The following is a 19,971-nucleotide window of genomic DNA, read 5'->3' as shown; positions in this document are numbered from 1 at the left end:
TTAAAGAGGTTAAAAAGAGTCTATGAAAAAAATTAGATTAGCCTTAGCACAGATAAATCCAGTAGTTGGAGATTTTGAGTATAACTATAATAAAATCCTTGAATTTATTGAAAAAGCAAAGAAATTAGAAGCAGATATAGTAGCTTTCCCTGAACTTGTACTTACAGGGTATCCACCAGAAGACCTTATTTTAAAGCCAAGTTTTATTGAAAAAAATCTCCAACACTTAGAAAAATTAAAAGAAAATATTGATAACATCATTGCAGTTGTTGGATTTATAGATAAACAAGAAGATGTTTTTAATGCTGCCGCTGTGATTTACAATAAAGAAATAGTCGGAGTGTATCACAAGCAGTTTCTACCAAACTACGGCGTGTTTGATGAAAACAGGTACTTTCAAAAAGGAGATGGGCTATTACTTTTATCAATAGATAATTATAAAGTCGGAATATCAATCTGTGAGGATATATGGTATCCAGAAAATCCAGTCAATGATTATGCTATTCTTGGTGCTGAAGTAGTGATTAATATAAACGCATCACCTTACTCACAAGGAAAAGTCAAAAAAAGAGAAGAGATGTTAAAGGTTAGGTCAAGAGATAATCTAATTTCTATAGCATATGTCAATATGGTAGGTGGTCAAGATGAACTTGTTTTTGATGGAAACAGCTTAATTTTAGATGCACAAGGTGAGATATTAGCAAAAGCAGAATCATTTGAAGAAGAGTTATTATTGGCAGATATAGACCTTGACGAGATTTTTAGACTTCAGCTAAAAGATAACAGACTTAAGAATTTAAGATACTTAAAAAAACCTATAAATGTAAAAGAAGTTAGATTAGACTACAAAATCAAAAATAAAAATAATCAAATATCTCAAAAAATAGCACTTGATAAAAAAGAGATAGAAGATAATTATAAAGCTTTGGTTGTTGGGCTTAGAGATTATATAAACAAAAATGGATTTAAGAAAGTTGTCATTGGATTAAGCGGGGGAATAGATAGTTCACTTACAGCTTGCATAGCAGTTGATGCACTTGGAAAGGAGAATGTTAAAGGTGTTTTAATGCCTTCACATTATACTTCAAAAGAATCTATAGAAGATGCCATAGAGCTTGCTAAAAATCTTGATATTGAAACATTTACCATTCCAATAAAAAATATTTTTGATAAATACTTAGAAGAATTTCAAGAAATATTTAAAGGCTTAAAACCAGACACAACAGAAGAAAACCTTCAAGCAAGAATCAGAGGAAACATCTTGATGGCGTTATCAAATAAATTTGGTTGGATAGTTATCGCCACAGGAAATAAAAGCGAGATGAGCGTAGGATATTCGACATTGTACGGCGATATGGTAGGTGGATTTGCAGTTTTAAAAGATGTACTAAAAACAAAAGTCTATGAGCTAAGCTATTACAGAAACTCTATATCAAAAGTAATACCGGATAGAGTTTTAACAAAACCACCATCAGCAGAACTTAGACCAAATCAGACAGACGAAGCAGAACTTCTTCCATATCCTATTTTAGACCAAATTATACAGTTTTACGTAGAGCAGGACTTAACAGTTGAAGAGATTGTAAAACTTGGCTTTGAAGAGAAAGATGTGAAGAAGATAATAAACCTTATAGATAAAAACGAATACAAAAGAAGACAGGCACCGATAGGAATAAAGATTACAGAAAGAGCATTCGGAAAAGATAGAAGAATGCCAATAACAAATAGATTTAAAGAATTTTAAAATGGATTTACACTACCTTTTTTTAAGCTTAGCTATAATTCTCTTTGTTGGAAGAGTTTTTGGAGATATCTTCAATAAATTTGGTCTTCCTGGAGTTTTAGGAGAGATTTTAGCAGGTGTCATACTTGGTTCAAGCGTTCTTGGAATTATCTCTCCAAATGAGATCATAAAAGTTTTAGCAGAAATAGGAATTATATTACTTTTATTTAAAGTTGGTCTTGAAGCAGATTTTCATCAGCTAAGAAGAGTAGGAATTTATGCTTTTATCGTTGCTTTTGTTGGAGCTTTCACTCCAATGCTTCTTGGCACGCTGATTAGCTACTATATTTTAAATCTTTCCATGGCAACATCTCTTTTTATCGGCGGTACTCTTACGGCTACAAGTATAGGTATTACGGTTAAAGTTTTGGACGACTTAGGAAAATTAAATGAAAGATTTGCTCAAATAGTTCTTGGTGCTGCTGTTCTTGATGATATTTTTGGTGTAATAGTTTTAGCGGTTTTATATGAATATGCCAAAAAAGGAAGTATAGACATAAACGGAGCTGTAGTTTTAATAATTTATATAGCCACATTCTTCATATTAGCTCCAATTGTTGCTAAAATTCTTGCAAAGCTAATAAATATTTTTTATGAAAAACTTGAAAGTGATGAGTTTATTCCTGTTGCTATTATGTCAATGGTTTTTTTCTTTGCTTTTTTATCCCATGAAGTTGGCTCTCCGGAAATCCTTGGAGCCTTTACGGTTGGACTTGCCCTTTCAAGACGGTTTATAATTCCATTTGCACTTTTTTTAAAAGCTGAAGAGAAAGAAAAAATGATTATAAAAATAGAACATTCCACACTGCCAATTGTTTCAATCTTAACACCAATATTTTTTGTATCCATAGGACTAAGTTTAAACTTGAAAGTTATAGATTTTACTTCAATAGATTTTTGGAAAATCTCTACTCTGTTATTGATTGTGGCATTTGTTGGTAAGCTGATTTCAGGATTTTTAATTAAAGGCAGTTTAAATGAGAAAATATTAATAGGATTTTCAATGCTTCCAAGAGGTGAAGTTGGATTAATCTTTGCAGAAATAGGCAAGCAATCTAAACTTTTTGATGATATGCTCTATGCAAGTATAATATTTGTAGTCGCAATTACTACATTGATAGCTCCAATCAGTTTAAAGATTCTTGGAAATAAAAGAAAGCAAAAAGAGTTGTTTTAAATCTTACTATTAAAATAAAAATAAACTTTTAGCAATGGCTTTCTAGAGTGTGCTGTAAAAAATTTTTGTAAGTTTACCTTTGACTGTCATCTTGAGGACTTTAGTCCGAAGAATCTTCTCTTTTAAAAAGTGAGAAAATAAGAAGTGATGGGGGTAAGAAAGGGAGGAGATTCTTCGCTTACGCTCAGAATGACAGAGCAGGATATGAAAAAACCTGGAGATTCTTCATCGGCTGCAGAATGACACCATTATTTATTTCACTGTCATCCTGAGGATTTTAGTCCTAAGGATCTTGTCTTCCTTGTCATCGTATATTAAATATACTAAAAATTTTTTAAACTATAAGAGAATAAGTTTTATAATAATTATAGACATGGGAGAAAAAAAGAAGGACAGATCAAGTTTCTGTCATTGGTCTTTTAAGACCGATCAGGATGTTTTAGACTGTCCTTCCTCTACTTCCTAAAACCTGAATCAGAACATTAGGCTTTTAAGCCTGTATTTAACTACGATGATAGGTTATCAGGAAGTTTCTTTCATGTCAAGTATTTTATGAAAGGAGGTACTATTATGAACAGCTACAAAATTGTTATAGGAGTTGATGTATCTAAAAACTCATTCACTGCTACAGTTTTGTATGATAACAAGAAAGAAACTTTTGAAGTTAAATCTGACCCGGTTGAGTTTGAAATGAAAGTAAAGCCATTTTTGAAGAAGTTTAAAAAGTCAGATATGCTTATCATAATGGAGCATACGGGAGTTTACCATTTAAAGCTTGCTAATTATCTGTATGAAAATGACTATAATGTAGCAGTAATAAATCCATTTTCGATAAAGAAATTTATGGAAGCTAAAATGACAAGAGTCAAAACAGATAAAGCTGATTCATTCTTTATTGCAGAATATGGAAGAACGTTTTTCGATGGAGAGCTTTATAAACCAAAATCAGATGTAGAAAAAGAAATAGAAGTAAAACTAAAGATATTGGAAGACTTACAACAGCAGCTTACAATGCTAAGAAACAAAAGAGAATCGTTAACCTATGTACCAATGAAAAAATTGAAAGAGAATTTAGAATATTACGATGAGCTAATTAGAAAAATAGAAAAAAACATAAAAGAACTTGAGAAAGAGATAAAAGAATTGTCTAAGAAGAATTATCAAGAGGAATACAAACTTTTAAAAAGTATACCTGGTATAAGTGATAGGACTATAGGAATGATAATATCAGTATATGGAAATTTTGAAAGATTTAAGAGTGTAAAAGATATATCGAGTTTTATAGGAATTAATCCAAGCCCATATGAAAGTGCAGCATGTGTAAAGAAAAGTGTCCGGATAAAAAAGATGGGAAATCCATATGCAAGGAAAATATTATACATGGCAGCATTATCAGCAATAAGGTTTAACAAATACTGCAGAGAATTATACGAGAGGTTAGTAAGTAAAGGTAAGGCTAAAAAGTTAGCATTAGTAGCTGTAGCACATAAGTTATTAAGGCAAGCATATGGTGTATTAAAAAGCAGAAGACCATTTGATGAAAATTTTTGTACTTGACATTTAACATAGAACATCCTGAACGAAGTGAAGGATCTTCTCTTTTAAAAGAGAGGAAAAAGAAGATTCTTTCTATGGCTTTAGAATTACGGTCGAAATGTTAATTAATTTTTAGACCTGGTTAAAATTTTAAAGCACTTTCGATTTATTTTGCTTTGGTTTTACGATTAGCTTAGACAGTTTCGGTGCATATTGGGCAAAAAGTATACCTATAAAAGCCATGAAAAATATATATACACCAAAAAATGATAGATATGCTGCTGGAGAGAGTTTTGATATAACTATTGAAAATTCTCCTCTATTAATTATTGAAAAGCCAGCTGTAATAGAAGCTCTTTTAGAAAGTCCGTATATTTTACCCCCTAAATATCCGGTTAAAAATTTACCAACTGTAGAAATAACGATTAAAATTATCAAAGCCAAAATGGTTTTAATATTTAATAATTTTTCATCTAAAATAATATTTGCACCAAATAGAAAGAAAAATATAGCAACAGCAAGGTCTCTAATAGATAACATACTTTTTTCAACTTCTTCTGATTTTCCGGTTTCAGAAATTAACATACCTACTAAAAAAGCTCCTAATGCTTCAGATAAACCAAGTGAGTAAGTCAGGCCTGCAAAAGTTATAAGACCTCCAAAAGCAAACAATATAAATAAATCCTCGTTTAAAATCTTGTCAATCAATAAAGCAAGCTGATTTTTAAAGGTCATTGAGATTAGAAATACAAAGGAAAATACTGCCAGTATTTTTAAAGCTATTATTCCTATTAACACACCTTCTATGTTTTGTCCGGATAAAAATCCTGCCAAAACAGCCAACATTATCGGAGCAATAATATCTTCAAAGACCATCAAACCAAGAATCATTTCTGTTTCTGGGTTTGCAATTCTTTTTTCATCTACAATTATCTTAGAGGTTATGGCTGATGAAGATGCGTATGCTATTGCACCCCCTAATATAGAGACCAAAAACTCAAATCCTAATATATTTAAAACAATTACCGGAACGAAAAAATTAAAAAATAAATCTATAAAGCCAACAACCCATATTCTCTTTGCAACATCGATTGCTCTCGCAATATTAAATTCAAGTCCTAAATAGAAAAATAACAATACAACTCCTATTTCACTTAAATGTTCTAAGGTTTTATCTTCATGAACATATTTTCCGAAAATAATTCCAATAAATATAAAAAGTATAATTGTTGGAAATTTTAAGAATTTTCCCATTAAGCCAACAATAAATAAAACTAACGTAATTAATCCAAGACTTAATAAAAAATTTACCGATGTGTACTCCATTATCTTAGCTCACAAGCAGGGTAAAAGACTTCATAGAATTTTTCTATTTGTTGTTTATTCCCAACTAATACAATAGTATCTCCTTCTTTTAGGATTTCATCTGGTGATGGATTGGTTATTGTTAAATCTCCACGTATAATAGCAACGATTGATGCTCCAGTTTTTTTTCTTATTTCAGATTCTTTTATGCTTTTGTTTATAAGAAGAGAGCCTTTTTCCAAAGAAATCCATTCAATTATAAGATTTTTTAAGAACATTTCCTTTTCTTCTTTTGCTTCAGGTTTAAAGAATGTTCCCATTAATACAGAACCAAGCTGATTTGCTTCTTCCTCGTTAAGCACAAAAGAACATACAGGTTCATCGAAATCGCCTTTTTCAAAAAAGTAAATTTCTCTCTTCCCAGACAAATGAATGATTACAGATACCTTTTCCTTTCCTGTTGTAATAATTGAAAACTTTTTTCCTATACCTGGTAAGTCAACTTCTTTAAATTGCATTTTTTACTCCACAATTAGATTTTTATGTTAATTTAATTATACAAAATTTTTGACGAAAAGAAATTTATTAAATGTAAATGTTAAGGAGGTCTTTTTTATGAGCATTGCAGTAGTATCATACGATATAAAATTTGTAGAGAACTTGAATAGTTTGTTAAAAATAAATAATGTTGAAGTATATGGTGATAGTTTATCATTAATTAAAGAGTTTCCACAAAAAGATTTTAAAGTGATTATTTACGATACTTCGTCAGGAATCTTTGCAGAAGATGATCTGAAATATTTGATTGGAAAATTGGGAGGAAAATATATAAAATATTTCGTATTAACTGTTCCAGAAAACCCTATAAACAAAAAAAATTTCAGCGATGATATAGAATTTATATCAAAATCGGAATCTCTCACAATTCTACCAGAGATATTGAAAAACACCTTAATCCAAACAGAAGAAATTCAATCTCAGCAAGTTGGAAATTTAGCCGAAACTTTCGTTTCTGAAAAAGAAAATGAAACCGAAAATTTTGAAAATCAAAAATTTGAAGACTTATTTAATAAGACAGATTTATATAATATAGAGAAAGATTCAATTGATTTTGAACCTAATGTAATATCAACTAATGAAGAAGGAATAAAATTGGAAAACAAAGAAGAAAGTTTTGATAACTTCTCTACAATAACTATCCCATATGATACAGAATTTGAGAATAAATCTACTTCTGAAGAAAAAGTAGAAGATAAATCTTTATTTGAAATTGAATTTGGAAACATAGAGTTGGAACCTAATAATATATCTTTTAACGAAGAGAAAGAGGAAAACCTATTAAATTTAGATAATTTAATTATAGAAAAAGAGTTAGAAAACTTTAGTATTGAAGAAATTGGTATTGAAACTAAGATAGAAGAAAATATTGCAAAATCTTTATCTGAAGAGTTAAATGAAGGGATTCAAAAATACATGGAAGGAGATGAGGAAGAAGAAATTGAAGAAGAAAAATTAAAAGTAGTAAAAGCCAAAGAAGAAAAAAAAGAAATTATTACTAAACCTTTAACAGAGTTCATTCAAGAAGTAGAAAAAGAAAATAAAATTACAGGAGGAGAAGAAATCATGGTAACTAACTTTAATATTACTATTTCTTCAGAAGATATAAAGACGTTAGCTATGGAAATGGTAAAAGATATGTTAAAGAACGACAATGCCATGAATACAATTATTGATCACCTTCAGATAGACTTTCAAGATGAGGCTAGAAGAGAACTTGAGGAAATAAAAAATCAATTAAAATCATCTTTAGCAAAAGAAGCAGAGTTAATGATGAAAGAAGAAATTGAAAGAATGATAAAAGAAGAGCTTAAAGAATATGTTGCAGAAATTACTGCAAAAATAGTAAAAGAAAAATTAGATGCAATTTTTAAAGGATAAGGATAAGTTTAGTATTTTAATCTTAATATAGAATTTATACCTTGAGTGAGAAATTAGTAATTTTTATAGAATTTAAAAATGAGATCCTTCGGCATTACGGCCTCAGGATGACAGGAAAAGGTTGATTGATAAACATTAGAAAAAGGGCAATCTTATTTGTCATTCTGAGCAAAGCGAAGAATCTCATGCTTTTATTGAATTTTTCACCCAGTATAGAATTTATGTATTAATAAGTAAATTGGTGTTAAACATATCAGGTAGGGAATTCTACAAAATTCAAAAGATATAAGAGGTGAGAAGTGAGAAGTTAATAAAACTTTCTCGTTCGTCATCCGTCTTACTTTACCTATCTTTAGAACTTGATTAAGTCTGAAGGATATTCTTTTTAAATATCTAAAAGATTCTTAATTTCTTATCCAAAGTTCTGTTAATTCTTGCTTTTAAGAAATTTAAAATACACTATAGTCAAAACAAAGAGTAAACTACTTGAAAAAAGTATAAAAGTATGTACCAAAAAAGACAGTAAAAACGCTGTGTTTTTATCTATGTTAAACAAAAATATCAAACTTCCTGCATATCCGCTTTCATAGGTACCGATGCCTGCTATTCCATGAATGGGTAGGATGGTTGTCAAATCTGCAGCTGCTGATGCTAAAATTGTTTGGAAAAATGATATATCTATTTGAGTTGGTATAATAAAATAAAACGCTGTAAACTTCAAGATAAAAGTTAAAACAGATAACAGATAAATATATGCAAGGTTAGAAAATCTAAGTTTGTCTTTATTGTAGCTTTTGATTTTCTCATGTTTTATAAATTTTAAAATAAAAACAAAAACATAAAAGCTAAAAGGAATTACCAAAAATGATATTAAAGCTAAGGATAGAAATCCTTTAAAAGTTAAATAACTAAATGCAAAAACCGCCATCAAGCCAAGACCATCGAATATACGAGTAATGAGAAAGCTCATTGTTGAATCTACTATATGGACTCCTTCTTTTTTAAGAAGATAAAAAAAAGAAACTTCGCCTGTTCTAAAAGGTAGGATAATATTAAAAAATGTATTGTAAACCGTAAGTTTAAAAAGCTTGCTAAATTCTTTTAGGTCTAATGTAAAACTCCATCTGTAAGTTCTTACTAAATAGCTTAAAAAGTAAAAAAAGAAAGCGATAAAAAACTGATAAACCGATATCTGTTTAAAAATGTTTAAGAAGTTCTCAAAACCAATATATTTTTCAAATAGAACTATAAAAGCTATTGTAATGATTAATGAAAATATTAAATGAAAAAGCTTTTTTGTGTCCATTTATTGATGTTGAATTACTTCTTTTATTACATAAGGTTTTTTACCCTGAGACTCGTAGTAAGTTCTTATTATCAATTCAGCTATTAAACCTGTTGAAATAAGTTGAATACCTGTTAAGAAGAAAAGAACACCAAATATTAGGAGTGGCCTATGACCAATTGGTAGTCCAAGGCATATTTTTACACATGATAGATATAAAAGAATTAAAATGCCTAAGACGGAAAATAGCATTCCAAAACCACCAAAAATTCTAAGTGGTTTGTTTCTGTAATCAAGTAAAAACTTTACCCATATTAAGTCTAAAATTACTTTAAAAGTTCTGGATATTCCATATTTTGATTTTCCGTATATTCTTGGATGGTGTTTAACAGGTATCTCAGTAATCTTTGCTCCTACCAATCTTGCCAAAGCTGGCAAAAATCTATGCATTTCTCCGTAAGAGTCTAAACTTTTTGCAACCTCACTTTTATAAGCTTTTAGTGAGCATCCATAATCATGCAAATAAACTTTTGTTACTTTAGATATTAACCAGTTAGCTATTTTAGATGGTAAAGTTCTGCTTAAAAATGCATCTTTTCTGTCTTTTCTCCAACCACTGACTACATCATAACCTTCATTGATTTTTTCTAATAATCTTGGAATATCTTCTGGGTCGTTCTGCAGGTCTCCATCCATTGTTATAATTATTTCACCCCTTGCTATGTCAAAACCTGCAGCCATAGCAGCAGTCTGACCAAAATTTCTCCTAAAATTAACTCCAACCACATGATAATCTTTTTCAGCTAAATTTTTGATAATCTCCCAAGATTTATCACTACTGCCATCATTTACAAGAATGATTTCATAATCTTTATCATTCCACTGCTTTTTTAACTCTTCCATTACTGTTTTTATTTTTTCATATAAGATTGGCAAATTTTCTTCTTCGTTATAAATTGGAACTACTATCGAAACATAAATTTTATCTTTACTCATTTTTCACCCTTATTTAATATACTTAGTATAGAATTTCCATCATTATTTTTATCCTCAATAGTATTTGAATGTTTTTTATTTTCTTCATTTAAATTAATTTTCGATTTTGGTTTATCTAAAATTTCTAATAAATACTTTCTAATTTCTTCTTTTAATCCTGTATTATTTTCAGCAGACCTTAGGGCTTTTTCAAGGTAATATTTGGCAAGCTCATCATCTCCAAGTTCATGATAAACTTTTCCAAGCCTAAAATAGATTGATGGGTCATTTGCAACATAATTTAATGCTTTTGAGTAATATTCTCTGGTTTTTTTTAACATTTCCTTGTTATGGGCCGCATTGTATTTATCTAAATAATAATCTCCTAAGGTAATATACGCATTTACAAAATTGCTGTTAAACATCAAAGCCTTTTCTAAGTTAGATAAAAATAAATCTTCTTTGCCTAATTGAAGGTAAACCATACCAAGGTTATAATAAGCCTTTTCTTTTCCTGAATATGTAGGATTATTTATAGCTTTTTCAAAGTATTTTATTGCTTCATTGAACTTTTTTTGACTGGCCAGTAGAATTCCATAATTTGTTAATAATTCTGGATAATCAGGATATTTATCTATTCCAAGTCTGAAAATGGCTTCAGCCTTAGTAAACTCCCCAGCAAATTGATAAGCAAGGGCAAGGGCATTGTAGACCTCTGGTTTGTCATAAGATTTTAAGGCTTCTTCTAAATATTTAATTGCCATTGCATTATTTCCGCTGTTTAAGTAAGATATACCCATTTCGTATAAGTATTTTCCATCCCCGACTCTTAAATCAGATTCATATGATTGAGGATTAGCACAAGAACTTATTAAAATAGCTAAAGTTAAAGCAAAAAAATTCTTTTTCATAATTTTTATATTTTATCATAAGTTAGATTAATCAGCTATTGAGAATACGAGACTGTTCCAAAAATCAACAACGTCATTCTACAGCCGGCGAACAAATCTCCTTTCTTTTACCTCTCACTTATTCAATGTATGGGCAATTCATGAATTGCCTCTACTTACTTGCTCACCTTCTTTAAAAGAGAAGATCCTTTTTGACTAAAGTCCTCAGGACGACAAAGTCATCTAATGCTGTCATTCTGCAGCCGTGCAAAGAATCTTAATTTTTTTTAAATTTCTCATCCGACGCATATGTTATAATAACAATATCATCATGTTAAAACTAAGCAGATTTCTTAGCTTATTAATAAGCATAATACTATTAGTCGCAAATAGTTTAACCCTAACACACCATCATAAAGATGGAGAACATCATACAGATTGTCAGGTCTGCGTACTGCAATTAAACCAACAATCAGAAGACCCTAATTCTCTTGAATTTTTTTATGAGATACAAACTTTTAATCAAGACTTTCCAATAATATTCAAAACGTCGATCTTAAAATCTCAAAAAACATCTAACAAAAACCCAAGAGCACCTCCCGTATTGGCCTAATATCTAAGCTTTTTACTATTTAACTTTTTAAAATTAAAAGCAGGAGGTGTATTATGAAAAAATACTTACTTGCAACGTTGGCATTATTTACATTTTCATACGCAGAAAACGTAGAGGATTTAAAAAAAGAGCTTGAAAAACAAAGAGAGATTATAATCAAACTTCAAGAAAGATTGAACCAGTTAGAACAACAGCAGGAAGTTTTAAATCAGACAAAGGAGAAATTACAAAACTTACAAACAGAAAGCAGTATTGATAAAATACTATCTAACCCATTCTCGCAGGCTAAATTTGTTCCTGATATATCTTTGATTACAGATTTTTCTTATGTAAGCAGAAATCTTACGGATGACAGCTACAAATCTGTTCAAATTCCAGGATTTAATCACGGGTTTTTCCATGATGGGAAATCTCCATTGAATGCTGAAAGAGGCTTTAATTTCAATTATTCTGAAATGTATATATCTTCAACAGTTGACCCATACTTTGATTTGGTTGGTGTTTTTCATCTTCATAGAGATGGTTTTGAAATTGAAGAAGGATATTTTCAAACAAGAGACTTGCCCTATAACTTAAAGCTAAAAGGTGGTAAATTTTATAGCGAATTTGGAAGGCTAAATAAACAGCACCATCACATTTGGAACTTTGCAGATGCACCTTTGATATACAGAGCTGTTTTTGGAGAGGAAAATCTAAACGAAACAGGCATTCAGTTATCATGGCTTGCACCAACTCCATTTTATCTTTTAACGGGCTTTGAAGTCTTCCAAGGAGACAACGAGAATAACTTTAACAGAAATGGATTTGAAGTGTGTACTCAAATAAATACAACAACCAAAGAATGCACTTCAAACACATATATAAAAATTAACGATACTAAAAAGCCAAATCTATTTACGTTTTTCATCAAACCATCTTTTGATATAGGCAATACTTCAATCTTGACAGGTGTATCATACGCACAAGGAAAAACAAGAATTAACCATTTAGAAGATGACAACCCTCATGCAATATCTGGAGATACAAAAATTTATGGATTTGAGCTGACAGCAAGACACACATTAGATTCTTACAGATATTTACTTTTACAGTCTGAATATATCTATAGAAAGTTTGATGGAACAAGGTTTGGTTATAACGATAGTGGAGACATTCAAACTCCAAGACTTGAAAAAAAACAGGCAGGATTTTATGTCGAAGGAATCTATAAATTTGCCGAAAGATGGAGAGCTGGTTTGAGATATGATTTAATCAATAAAAATGATGTATTTGTAAACGGTAGAAACAAGAACCTGCCAGATAATATGTATAAATACTCTGCCATGATAGACTTTTTGCCAAGCGAGTTTTCAAGAATCAGACTTCAGTATAACTACGACAAAAGCTTGTTTATAGGAAATGATAGAAAACCTAACCATGAGATTATTTTACAGTTTAACTTGGCAATTGGTGCCCATGGAGCACACGGATTTTAAAAAGGAGGTTTTAAAATGAGAGTTCTATCGTTTTTATTAATTTTATTAACATTTGGATTTGCAGAAGCAGAAATTAAAGTAGTAGCAACATATCCATACATAGCAAGCATCACAAAGGAGATTGTAAAAGAGAAAGCACAGGTAGACTATTTAGCTTCTGGAAACTTAGACCCTCACTTTATCGTTCCAAAGCCATCTTTAACTGTAAAGCTTAGAAACGCGGATTTATTAATCATCAATGGAGCTGGTCTTGAAGTTGGCTGGCTTCCACCGCTTTTAAACCAAGCAAACAACAGAAAAATTAACCCTGGTTCAAATGGATTTTTAGACTTATCTCAGTATATTAATCTGATAGAAAAACTGGAGAACGTATCAAGAGTAATGGGAGACGTACATCCGGAGGGAAACCCCCACTTTCACTTAGACCCATACAATGTGTTGATTATCTCGCAAACTATTACAGAAAAACTATGCAAACTTGACAGTTCAAACTGTGATTATTACAAAAATAATCTATCTGACTTTAAGAAAAGATGGAATGAAAAATTAGCCGTTTGGAATTCAAAAATGGCAAACTTGAAAGGAGTAAAAGTTTATCAGTATCATAAGCTGTTTGATTATTTCTTAAAAAGATATGGCATTATCTCTGTAGACACGATAGAGCCATTACCCGGAATACCCCCAACAGCAAAGCATTTAGAAGAGCTAATCTCAAAAGCAAAATCTGAAAATGTGAAGATGATTTTACAAGATGTTTACCATCCTATCAAACCTGCAAAATACTTATCAGAAAAGACAGGTTTAAAAATTGTAGTCCTTCCTCATGACGTTGGAACAGTGGAAGAGGCAAAGGATATATTCTCTTTATTTGATACAATCGTTGAAAGGATGAATAAATGAGTGATATTTTAGTACCTGCATTGACTTTATCCATAGTTTTATTGGTTATCCATTCTTACTTTGGAATAGAAATAATAAAAAGAGGGATAATCTTTACTGATTTATCTATTGGACAAATGGCTGCTGCAGGAGCGGCAGTCTCTCTTTTCTTTTTTGAAGGTCAGTATAGATATTTAATCTCACTATCTTTTGCACTAATAACAGCTATTTTAATAACGTTTGCAACAAAAAAAGAAAAAGTTTCCGTAGAGGGCTTTATTGGACTGATTTATGCTCTTGGAATTTCTTTAATATTTATTATTATGTCAAAATCGCCTCACGGTCTTGAGGAGTTAAACAATCTGCTTGCATATGATATCTTGTTTGTAAATATGACAGAGGTTTACAAAACAGCTATTTTATATACAGTCTTAGGATTGTTTTTATTTGTGATTAACAGATTTACGGTAGGATTTATAAAAGAGATGTTATTTTTTTCTGTATTTTCAATTACAATCACAAGTTCAGTTTCATTAGCCGGCGTATTTGTCGTCTTTTCTCTCTTGATAGCTCCGGCGTTTACGGTTATGCAGTTTTTCTCTAAAAATTTAATTGTTTATGCTGTGATTTTAGGTAGTTTAATCAATCTTTTGGCAGTGTATTTATCTTATAACTTTGACTTGCCAACAGGCTACACTATCGTATTTTCTCAAACTTTTTTAGCGATATTGTCTTCTGTAATCTCATTTTTAAGAAGGTCTCACTGATTAAGCTTGAAGAAATAGTCTTGTGAATATGTTATAAAAAGGGAGGATTGACTCCTCCCATATAAATATTATTTCTTGTTTACTGCCTCTTTCAAAGATTTTGCAGCTGTAAATGCAACAACTTTTCTTTTTGGAATTTTGATTTCTTTACCAGTTCTTGGGTTTCTTCCTTTTCTTGCTTTTCTTTCTTTTACATTAAAAACGCCAAGACCAGGAATAGCTGTTCTTTCACCTTTTGAAAGAGCTTCTACTAATGCCTCGATAGCAACATTAACCGCTCTTTCAGCCTCTGATTTTTTTAACCCCGCTTTCTCCGCCACCTTTGCGATGAGCTCTGACTTTGTCATATCTATACCTCCTATAAATAATGATATCTAAGTTTACCAATATTATAATTGGTTTGTCAAGAGTTTGTACAAGTTATACCAGTTTGGGAAAATTCAAAAAATTATAAGTCCTTAACTTCGCTATTGGATTATGGAAGAAGATGGATATAAATGGTTATAAAGTAGCAATAGTAAAATTTATGGAAGCTAAAATGTAAAAACATATAAAGCTGATTTGTGTGATGTTAAGCTATGCTAAATAAAATGTAAGTAAGATTTTAACTCGGAGTAAATCAGCAAAAGTAAAAGACATAAAGAAAATATGAAATGCAATCCAACTCTGACTTAGCAGAAAAGAAATTAAAATAGAAAGCCTATCCAAGATTTATAGAGGTTAAAAATCAATGTCGAAGTCAAAGTTTTTCAACTTATTCCATCGTTAATATAGCATAGGTTCCTGTTGCATAGGCTACAAGGTCATTGTTTGAATACAGTTCTACCGTTGCAAAGGCTACACTTTTACCTAATTTTAAGACTCTTCCTATCGCTTTTAATTTTCCTTCCTTTGCCGGTTTTAGATAGTTAATTTTTATCTCAATTGTTACAGAAGTTTTATTCTCCGGTAAATTTGAAATTACTGCATACCATCCTGTGTTATCTGCTAAACTGGATATAACTCCACCATGAACGTATCCAAGATGTTGTAAATGGTAATCTTTAATATCTATACTTAATACTGCTATTCCTTGGTCTAAATCTTCAATAACAGCCCCTATATGTTCTAAAAAAGGAAGTTTAACTTCTTTCATAAGACACACCTCTATTTATTTATTTTTTAACTTTAAAAAAATCAGTGCTGTCATGATGGCATCGTTTAAAGCATCATGTTTTCCAAAGGTAGGTATGTCTAAATCTTTGAGGATAGAATCAAATCTTAAATCAACAAATCCCTGTGGAATTAAGCCGATTTTGTAATCGTAATAAAGTGCTGATACTTCTATCTGTTTGTTTGGCAATGTTGTTCCGGAGAGTTTTTTAAAATATTTGTTTATCATTGCAACGTCAAACTCTAAGTAATAACCTACAAGTGGTCTGCTTCCTATAAAATGTACAAATCTATCAACTGCTTCTTCTATTGGTATACCGGATTCAAGGTCTTTTTTTCTAAGTCCGTGAATTTTAATGACATCTTCGTTAATCTCTCTATCCGGTTTAACAATTACGTTAAACCTTTCATTTAATAGTATTTTATTATCTTTTATCTTTACTGCTGCGATTGACAAAATATCATCAACTTTTGGATTTAAACCTGTAGTTTCTGTATCAAATGCTACATACTCATTTTCCGGTGGCTCTTCAAACAGAAAGCTGTATTTTGGATTTTTTAATCGTTTTTTCTTATAGTAAAAACTTAATCTTTCTAATATGCTATTCATGATATGTAGTTTAGTTTAAAATGATTGATGATTAAATCTTTAAATTTGTTTACGATTTTAAAGGCGTCTTTTAGAAGGTCTTTCTCAAAATTTGAAAGTAAGTTGATGTTAATATAATCATCCGGCTGTTTGCCCATCTCCATCTTTCTTAGTCTCTCTCTCAGTCTTAAAGTAAGGAAAAATTCTAATGCTTCTATAAGCTCTGATGCAAACTCTCTGTTAAAAATGCCTACTTCTGACAGTCTTTTTATTCTTTCAAATGTATTAGTCTCTCTTATTTTGTTTTCAACTGCTAATGACCTTATGCCATGAACGATTGGAAAGATACCACCTTTTTTTATGTCTAATTCTCCTTTATGTTCACCCTTTTCTGTTTCAAAAGTGCCAAAAAATGTCAGTGGTGTTTTAAACTGAATGGTAGGAAGTGCAAAGTATGATAAAAACGTTTTATTATCTGAAATTTTTGAAAACATAAAGTCTATAAACTCATTATAAAGGTCTTCTCTTCCGATGATATGTTTAGCATCTATAAGAATGGCTAAGTTTAGCATATTTTCCGGTGTGATATGATTTATATAATCAATAATAGAGTTTTTAAACTCACTTATAGATTTTCTCCAATATGGATTTGTAATCATTACATTTCCTTTACACTCTGGATAGCCAAGCTCTTTTAGTGCTTCTATAAAGTTTTGCGAAATAGCTTCTAAATTTGGATTTTGATAGCCATCTTCAAGGATTAAGCCGTTGTCTTGGTCTGTTTTTAAAATCTGCTCTTCTCTTCCTTCGCTTCCCATAACGATAAGGCTTGAATGGTTTAAAAGCTCTACCGGTGCTGTAAGTAAAAATGCTTTTTTAAATATCCTTGTGTTAATCTCTGAAACGATTTTCATAATATGTCTTGTTCTTATTCCTTCTTTGTGAAGAATCTTTACAGTTCTTGCAATGGAATCTGAAAGGATTTTTAAATCTTTGATTGATTTTGCTCTTTCAACTCTCAAAGCTAAAAACTGTGGCTGATTAGAGTATAAAGACAGTAAGTCAACTTCGTTTAAAATGCCTATAATCTTACCGTTTTCTTCGACAACAACTCTTTTAATGTTATGTTTAATCATCAAAAATATTGCATCAAATAAAAATGAATCTGCATTTATTGTAATGAGTCCCTTTGTAGCTATTTTTTCAACGTTTTCAGAAGTACTTATATTTTGAAGTATAATTTTTTTTCTTATGTCTGAGTCTGTGATGATTCCATATTCACCATTTCCAAAATCAACGATAACCGAATAAGCTCCTTTTTCTGTCATTTCTTTGACTGCGTCATAGATAGTTGTATCTTTTGATACTATAACCGGCTGTTGGAGTTCTATCTCTTTTACTTTCAAAAAGAAGTACGGATTTTCTGAAGCTATTGAAGAAAGCTTTTCTTTTGTAGACTTTTTAAAGTACTCACAAAATCTTTCATTTTCGTTAACAAGCTTTAAGATTATCTTTTTGTCTATCTTGTATAAAATACTCTCTTCAAAGGCTTCAAAAATGTTTTCAGACCCGTTAATCACTCTGCTGACATCAAAAAAACTTCCTTGACCAAAGTAACCTACTTCATTGCCAAGACTATCTTTTTCAACAACTACTCCTTTCAAAACAACATAAAGATAATTATCAACATCTTCTATTTTTTGACCTTTTTTGTAATATTCAATGACTAAGTTATTTACAATCTCTGATAGCTCTTGATTGGTTAGAAGTTCAAATGGATAAATTTGTTTTAGATAAAGCTCTATATCAACGATGCTCATTATTTTACTCCTTTCGGTAAAAGGTGGGCAGATAAGCCCACCATAAAAATTAATTAATGATGTACAGCACCTTCTGCGCCTATACCTGTTTGAGTTCTAATATATTGTGGTTCAAATCCTTCTCTGTCTTCTTTTGCTCTTTGGCTGTTGTCAAGCTTAGAGATAAGTATTGTTAATACAAAAGTAGTTAGCATTGAGAAGATAGCCGGGTTTTTGAGTTTTATGATTGGTTCTGGATTTTTGAGTACATCAACCCAAACTGTCGGAGAGATAACGATTAAAACAAGAGCTACAACTAAGCCGGCAAGTCCGCCCCAGAATGCACCCGTTGTTGTTAAATTTCTCCAATAGATAGATAAGATAAGAATTGGGAAGTTAACAGATGCGGCAATTGCAAAAGCTAAACCAACCATAAACGCAACGTTTTGTTTTTCAAAAACAATTCCAAGAACGATTGCAAAGATACCAATGATAATTGTAGCTATTTTGGAAACTTTAACTTCTTTTTGTTCATCTTTTTCTTCTGCAAAAACGTTAGCGTAAAGGTCGTGGGATACAGTAGAAGCTCCGGCAAGTGTTAAACCGGATACTACTGCAAGGATTGTAGCAAAAGCAACCGCAGAGATGAATCCCATAAACGCAGGTCCGCCAACAGCTTCAGCTAAGTGAATAGCTGTCATATTTTCTCCGCCAATAAGAGCCTTTTTATCACCGATCAAGTTTTTAGTAGGATCGTTAGCATCAACTATTTTAGTAATTCCATCAACAACGATTTGTTTAGCATTTTGGAAGTATTCTGGATGTTGAATGAATAAAGCAATAGCACCAAATCCAATTATGAACGTTAAGATGTAGAAGTATCCAATAAATCCTGTTGCAAAGAATACTGATTTTCTTGCTTCTTTTGCGTTAGGAACTGTAAAGAATCTCATTAAGATGTGTGGTAATCCAGCTGTTCCAAACATTAAAGCAAGTCCAAGAGAGATAGCGTTTAATGGGTCAGAAACAAGACCACCGGGAGCCATTATCTTTTCACCTTTTGAGTGAACAGACACGGCTGTTTGGAAGAGATTTTCAAAACTAAATCCAAAATGAAGTAGTACCATAAACGCCATAAATGAAGCACCACCAAGTAGTAAGATAGCTTTTATAATCTGAATCCAAGTTGTTGCAAGCATTCCACCAAACGCAACGTAGATTATCATTAATGAACCAACAACTATAACAGCCGTTGAGTAAGGTAAACCAAATAACAACTGTATAAGCTTACCAGCACCAACCATTTGTGCGATAAGATAGAATGTTACAACAGACAGAGAACCAATTGCAGCAAGAATTCTTATTCTTCTTTGTTCAAGTCTAAAAGATGTTACGTCTGCAAAGGTATACTTTCCAAGATTTCTAAGTGGCTCAGAAAGTAAGAACATAACAATAGGCCAACCAACCAAGAAACCAATAGAGTAAAGCAATCCATCATATCCGGATGTATAAACAAGTCCAGCAATTCCAAGGAAAGATGCAGCAGACATGTAATCACCAGCTATTGCTAAACCATTTTGAAATCCTGTAATTCCACCGCCTGCTGTGTAGAAATCCTTAGCTGTTTTTGTTCTTTTTGCAGCCCAATATGTAATTCCAAGCGTTGCAGCAACAAAGATTATAAACATCGTTATTGCAAGTGGGTTTACAGCTTGCTTTTGAACCGGTCCTTCCACTCCGCCGGCTGCAAAGGCAAATCCTACAACAACTATACTTAGTAGATAAAACATTAAACTCCTTTTAGTCAT

General features: G+C 31.2%; 18 protein-coding genes. 8 read left to right on the top strand and 10 right to left on the bottom strand.

Features of this window, described 5'->3' with window-relative positions:
- Positions 1–22: 22 nt before the first annotated feature.
- From SYO3AOP1_RS07990 to SYO3AOP1_RS07980, 3 genes are all read left to right on the top strand, one after another.
- Positions 23–1,744, top strand: coding sequence for an NAD+ synthase (locus SYO3AOP1_RS07990; protein WP_012460212.1), 1,722 nt, complete (start codon positions 23–25; stop codon positions 1,742–1,744).
- Position 1,745: 1 nt separating this feature from the next.
- On the top strand, positions 1,746–2,960 hold the full coding sequence (locus tag SYO3AOP1_RS07985; protein ID WP_012460211.1) for a cation:proton antiporter: 1,215 nt from the start codon (positions 1,746–1,748) through the stop codon (positions 2,958–2,960).
- Positions 2,961–3,530: 570 nt separating this feature from the next.
- Positions 3,531–4,517, top strand: a complete 987-nt coding sequence (locus SYO3AOP1_RS07980; protein ID WP_012460210.1) for an IS110 family transposase — start codon at positions 3,531–3,533, stop codon at positions 4,515–4,517.
- 129 nt (positions 4,518–4,646) lie between these two features.
- Here SYO3AOP1_RS07980 and SYO3AOP1_RS07975 read toward each other — a convergent pair whose 3' ends face one another.
- Together SYO3AOP1_RS07975 and SYO3AOP1_RS07970 are read right to left on the bottom strand one after the other, a co-directional pair.
- Positions 4,647–5,822 carry a cation:proton antiporter gene (locus SYO3AOP1_RS07975; RefSeq protein WP_012460209.1) on the bottom strand — a complete coding sequence of 392 codons (1,176 nt, stop codon included), beginning with the start codon at positions 5,820–5,822 and terminating at the stop codon, positions 4,647–4,649.
- A complete protein-coding gene (locus tag SYO3AOP1_RS07970; RefSeq protein WP_012460208.1) occupies positions 5,822–6,319 on the bottom strand; it encodes a cation:proton antiporter regulatory subunit in 498 nt (165 codons plus the stop codon). Before SYO3AOP1_RS07970 ends, SYO3AOP1_RS07975 begins: the two co-directional genes overlap by 1 nt.
- A 97-nt stretch (positions 6,320–6,416) precedes the next feature.
- Between SYO3AOP1_RS07970 and SYO3AOP1_RS07965 the strand changes: the two genes are divergently transcribed.
- Positions 6,417–7,739: a hypothetical protein gene (locus SYO3AOP1_RS07965; RefSeq protein WP_012460207.1), complete on the top strand. Its 1,323-nt coding sequence runs from the start codon at positions 6,417–6,419 to the stop codon at positions 7,737–7,739.
- A 427-nt stretch (positions 7,740–8,166) separates the two neighbouring features.
- Here the strand turns inward: SYO3AOP1_RS07965 and SYO3AOP1_RS07960 are convergent, their stop codons facing one another.
- Genes SYO3AOP1_RS07960 through SYO3AOP1_RS07950 form a run of 3 tightly spaced genes read right to left on the bottom strand, consistent with a single transcriptional unit; the run spans position 8,167 to position 10,910 of the window.
- On the bottom strand, positions 8,167–9,045 hold the full coding sequence (locus SYO3AOP1_RS07960; RefSeq protein ID WP_012460206.1) for a lysylphosphatidylglycerol synthase transmembrane domain-containing protein: 879 nt from the start codon (positions 9,043–9,045) through the stop codon (positions 8,167–8,169).
- Positions 9,046–10,020 (bottom strand): glycosyltransferase family 2 protein, encoded by a 975-nt coding sequence (locus SYO3AOP1_RS07955; protein ID WP_012460205.1) that lies wholly within the window; start codon positions 10,018–10,020, stop codon positions 9,046–9,048.
- On the bottom strand, positions 10,017–10,910 hold the full coding sequence (locus SYO3AOP1_RS07950) for a tetratricopeptide repeat protein (protein WP_012460204.1): 894 nt from the start codon (positions 10,908–10,910) through the stop codon (positions 10,017–10,019). Before SYO3AOP1_RS07950 ends, SYO3AOP1_RS07955 begins: the two co-directional genes overlap by 4 nt.
- A gap of 310 nt (positions 10,911–11,220) precedes the next feature.
- Here SYO3AOP1_RS07950 and SYO3AOP1_RS09390 point away from each other — a divergent pair, with 310 nt between their 5' ends.
- From SYO3AOP1_RS09390 to SYO3AOP1_RS07935, 4 genes are read left to right on the top strand one after another with little or no spacing between them, the layout of a single operon-like run.
- Positions 11,221–11,502, top strand: a complete 282-nt coding sequence (locus SYO3AOP1_RS09390) for a hypothetical protein (RefSeq protein WP_156769263.1) — start codon at positions 11,221–11,223, stop codon at positions 11,500–11,502.
- Positions 11,503–11,555: 53 nt separating this feature from the next.
- Positions 11,556–12,977, top strand: a complete 1,422-nt coding sequence (locus tag SYO3AOP1_RS07945) for a hypothetical protein (protein WP_012460203.1) — start codon at positions 11,556–11,558, stop codon at positions 12,975–12,977.
- A gap of 15 nt (positions 12,978–12,992) precedes the next feature.
- Positions 12,993–13,877, top strand: a complete 885-nt coding sequence (locus SYO3AOP1_RS07940; RefSeq protein WP_012460202.1) for a zinc ABC transporter substrate-binding protein — start codon at positions 12,993–12,995, stop codon at positions 13,875–13,877.
- Positions 13,874–14,623, top strand: a complete 750-nt coding sequence (locus tag SYO3AOP1_RS07935) for a metal ABC transporter permease (protein ID WP_012460201.1) — start codon at positions 13,874–13,876, stop codon at positions 14,621–14,623. The genes SYO3AOP1_RS07940 and SYO3AOP1_RS07935 overlap by 4 nt, the downstream gene beginning before the upstream one ends.
- Positions 14,624–14,691: 68 nt before the next feature.
- On the opposite strand, the gene SYO3AOP1_RS07930 is transcribed toward SYO3AOP1_RS07935, so the two are convergent.
- The 5 genes from SYO3AOP1_RS07930 to SYO3AOP1_RS07910 form a co-directional block, all read right to left on the bottom strand.
- On the bottom strand, positions 14,692–14,970 hold the full coding sequence (locus SYO3AOP1_RS07930) for an HU family DNA-binding protein (RefSeq protein ID WP_012460200.1): 279 nt from the start codon (positions 14,968–14,970) through the stop codon (positions 14,692–14,694).
- A gap of 407 nt (positions 14,971–15,377) precedes the next feature.
- Positions 15,378–15,758 carry a PaaI family thioesterase gene (locus tag SYO3AOP1_RS07925; protein ID WP_012460199.1) on the bottom strand — a complete coding sequence of 127 codons (381 nt, stop codon included), beginning with the start codon at positions 15,756–15,758 and terminating at the stop codon, positions 15,378–15,380.
- A 15-nt stretch (positions 15,759–15,773) separates the two neighbouring features.
- Positions 15,774–16,385 carry a 3'-5' exonuclease gene (locus SYO3AOP1_RS07920; RefSeq protein WP_012460198.1) on the bottom strand — a complete coding sequence of 204 codons (612 nt, stop codon included), beginning with the start codon at positions 16,383–16,385 and terminating at the stop codon, positions 15,774–15,776.
- On the bottom strand, positions 16,382–18,184 hold the full coding sequence (locus tag SYO3AOP1_RS07915) for a putative nucleotidyltransferase substrate binding domain-containing protein (RefSeq protein WP_012460197.1): 1,803 nt from the start codon (positions 18,182–18,184) through the stop codon (positions 16,382–16,384). The genes SYO3AOP1_RS07920 and SYO3AOP1_RS07915 overlap by 4 nt, the downstream gene beginning before the upstream one ends.
- 53 nt (positions 18,185–18,237) lie before the next feature.
- The gene (locus SYO3AOP1_RS07910; protein ID WP_012460196.1) at positions 18,238–19,971 is read right to left on the bottom strand and encodes a cation acetate symporter; all 1,734 of its coding nucleotides are present in this window, start codon (positions 19,969–19,971) and stop codon (positions 18,238–18,240) included.

This window comes from Sulfurihydrogenibium sp. YO3AOP1 (genome assembly GCF_000020325.1).
Lineage (GTDB): Bacteria > Aquificota > Aquificia > Aquificales > Hydrogenothermaceae > Sulfurihydrogenibium.
Note: the sequence above shows the minus strand (reverse complement) of the source record. Positions and strands in the feature narration are given on the sequence as shown.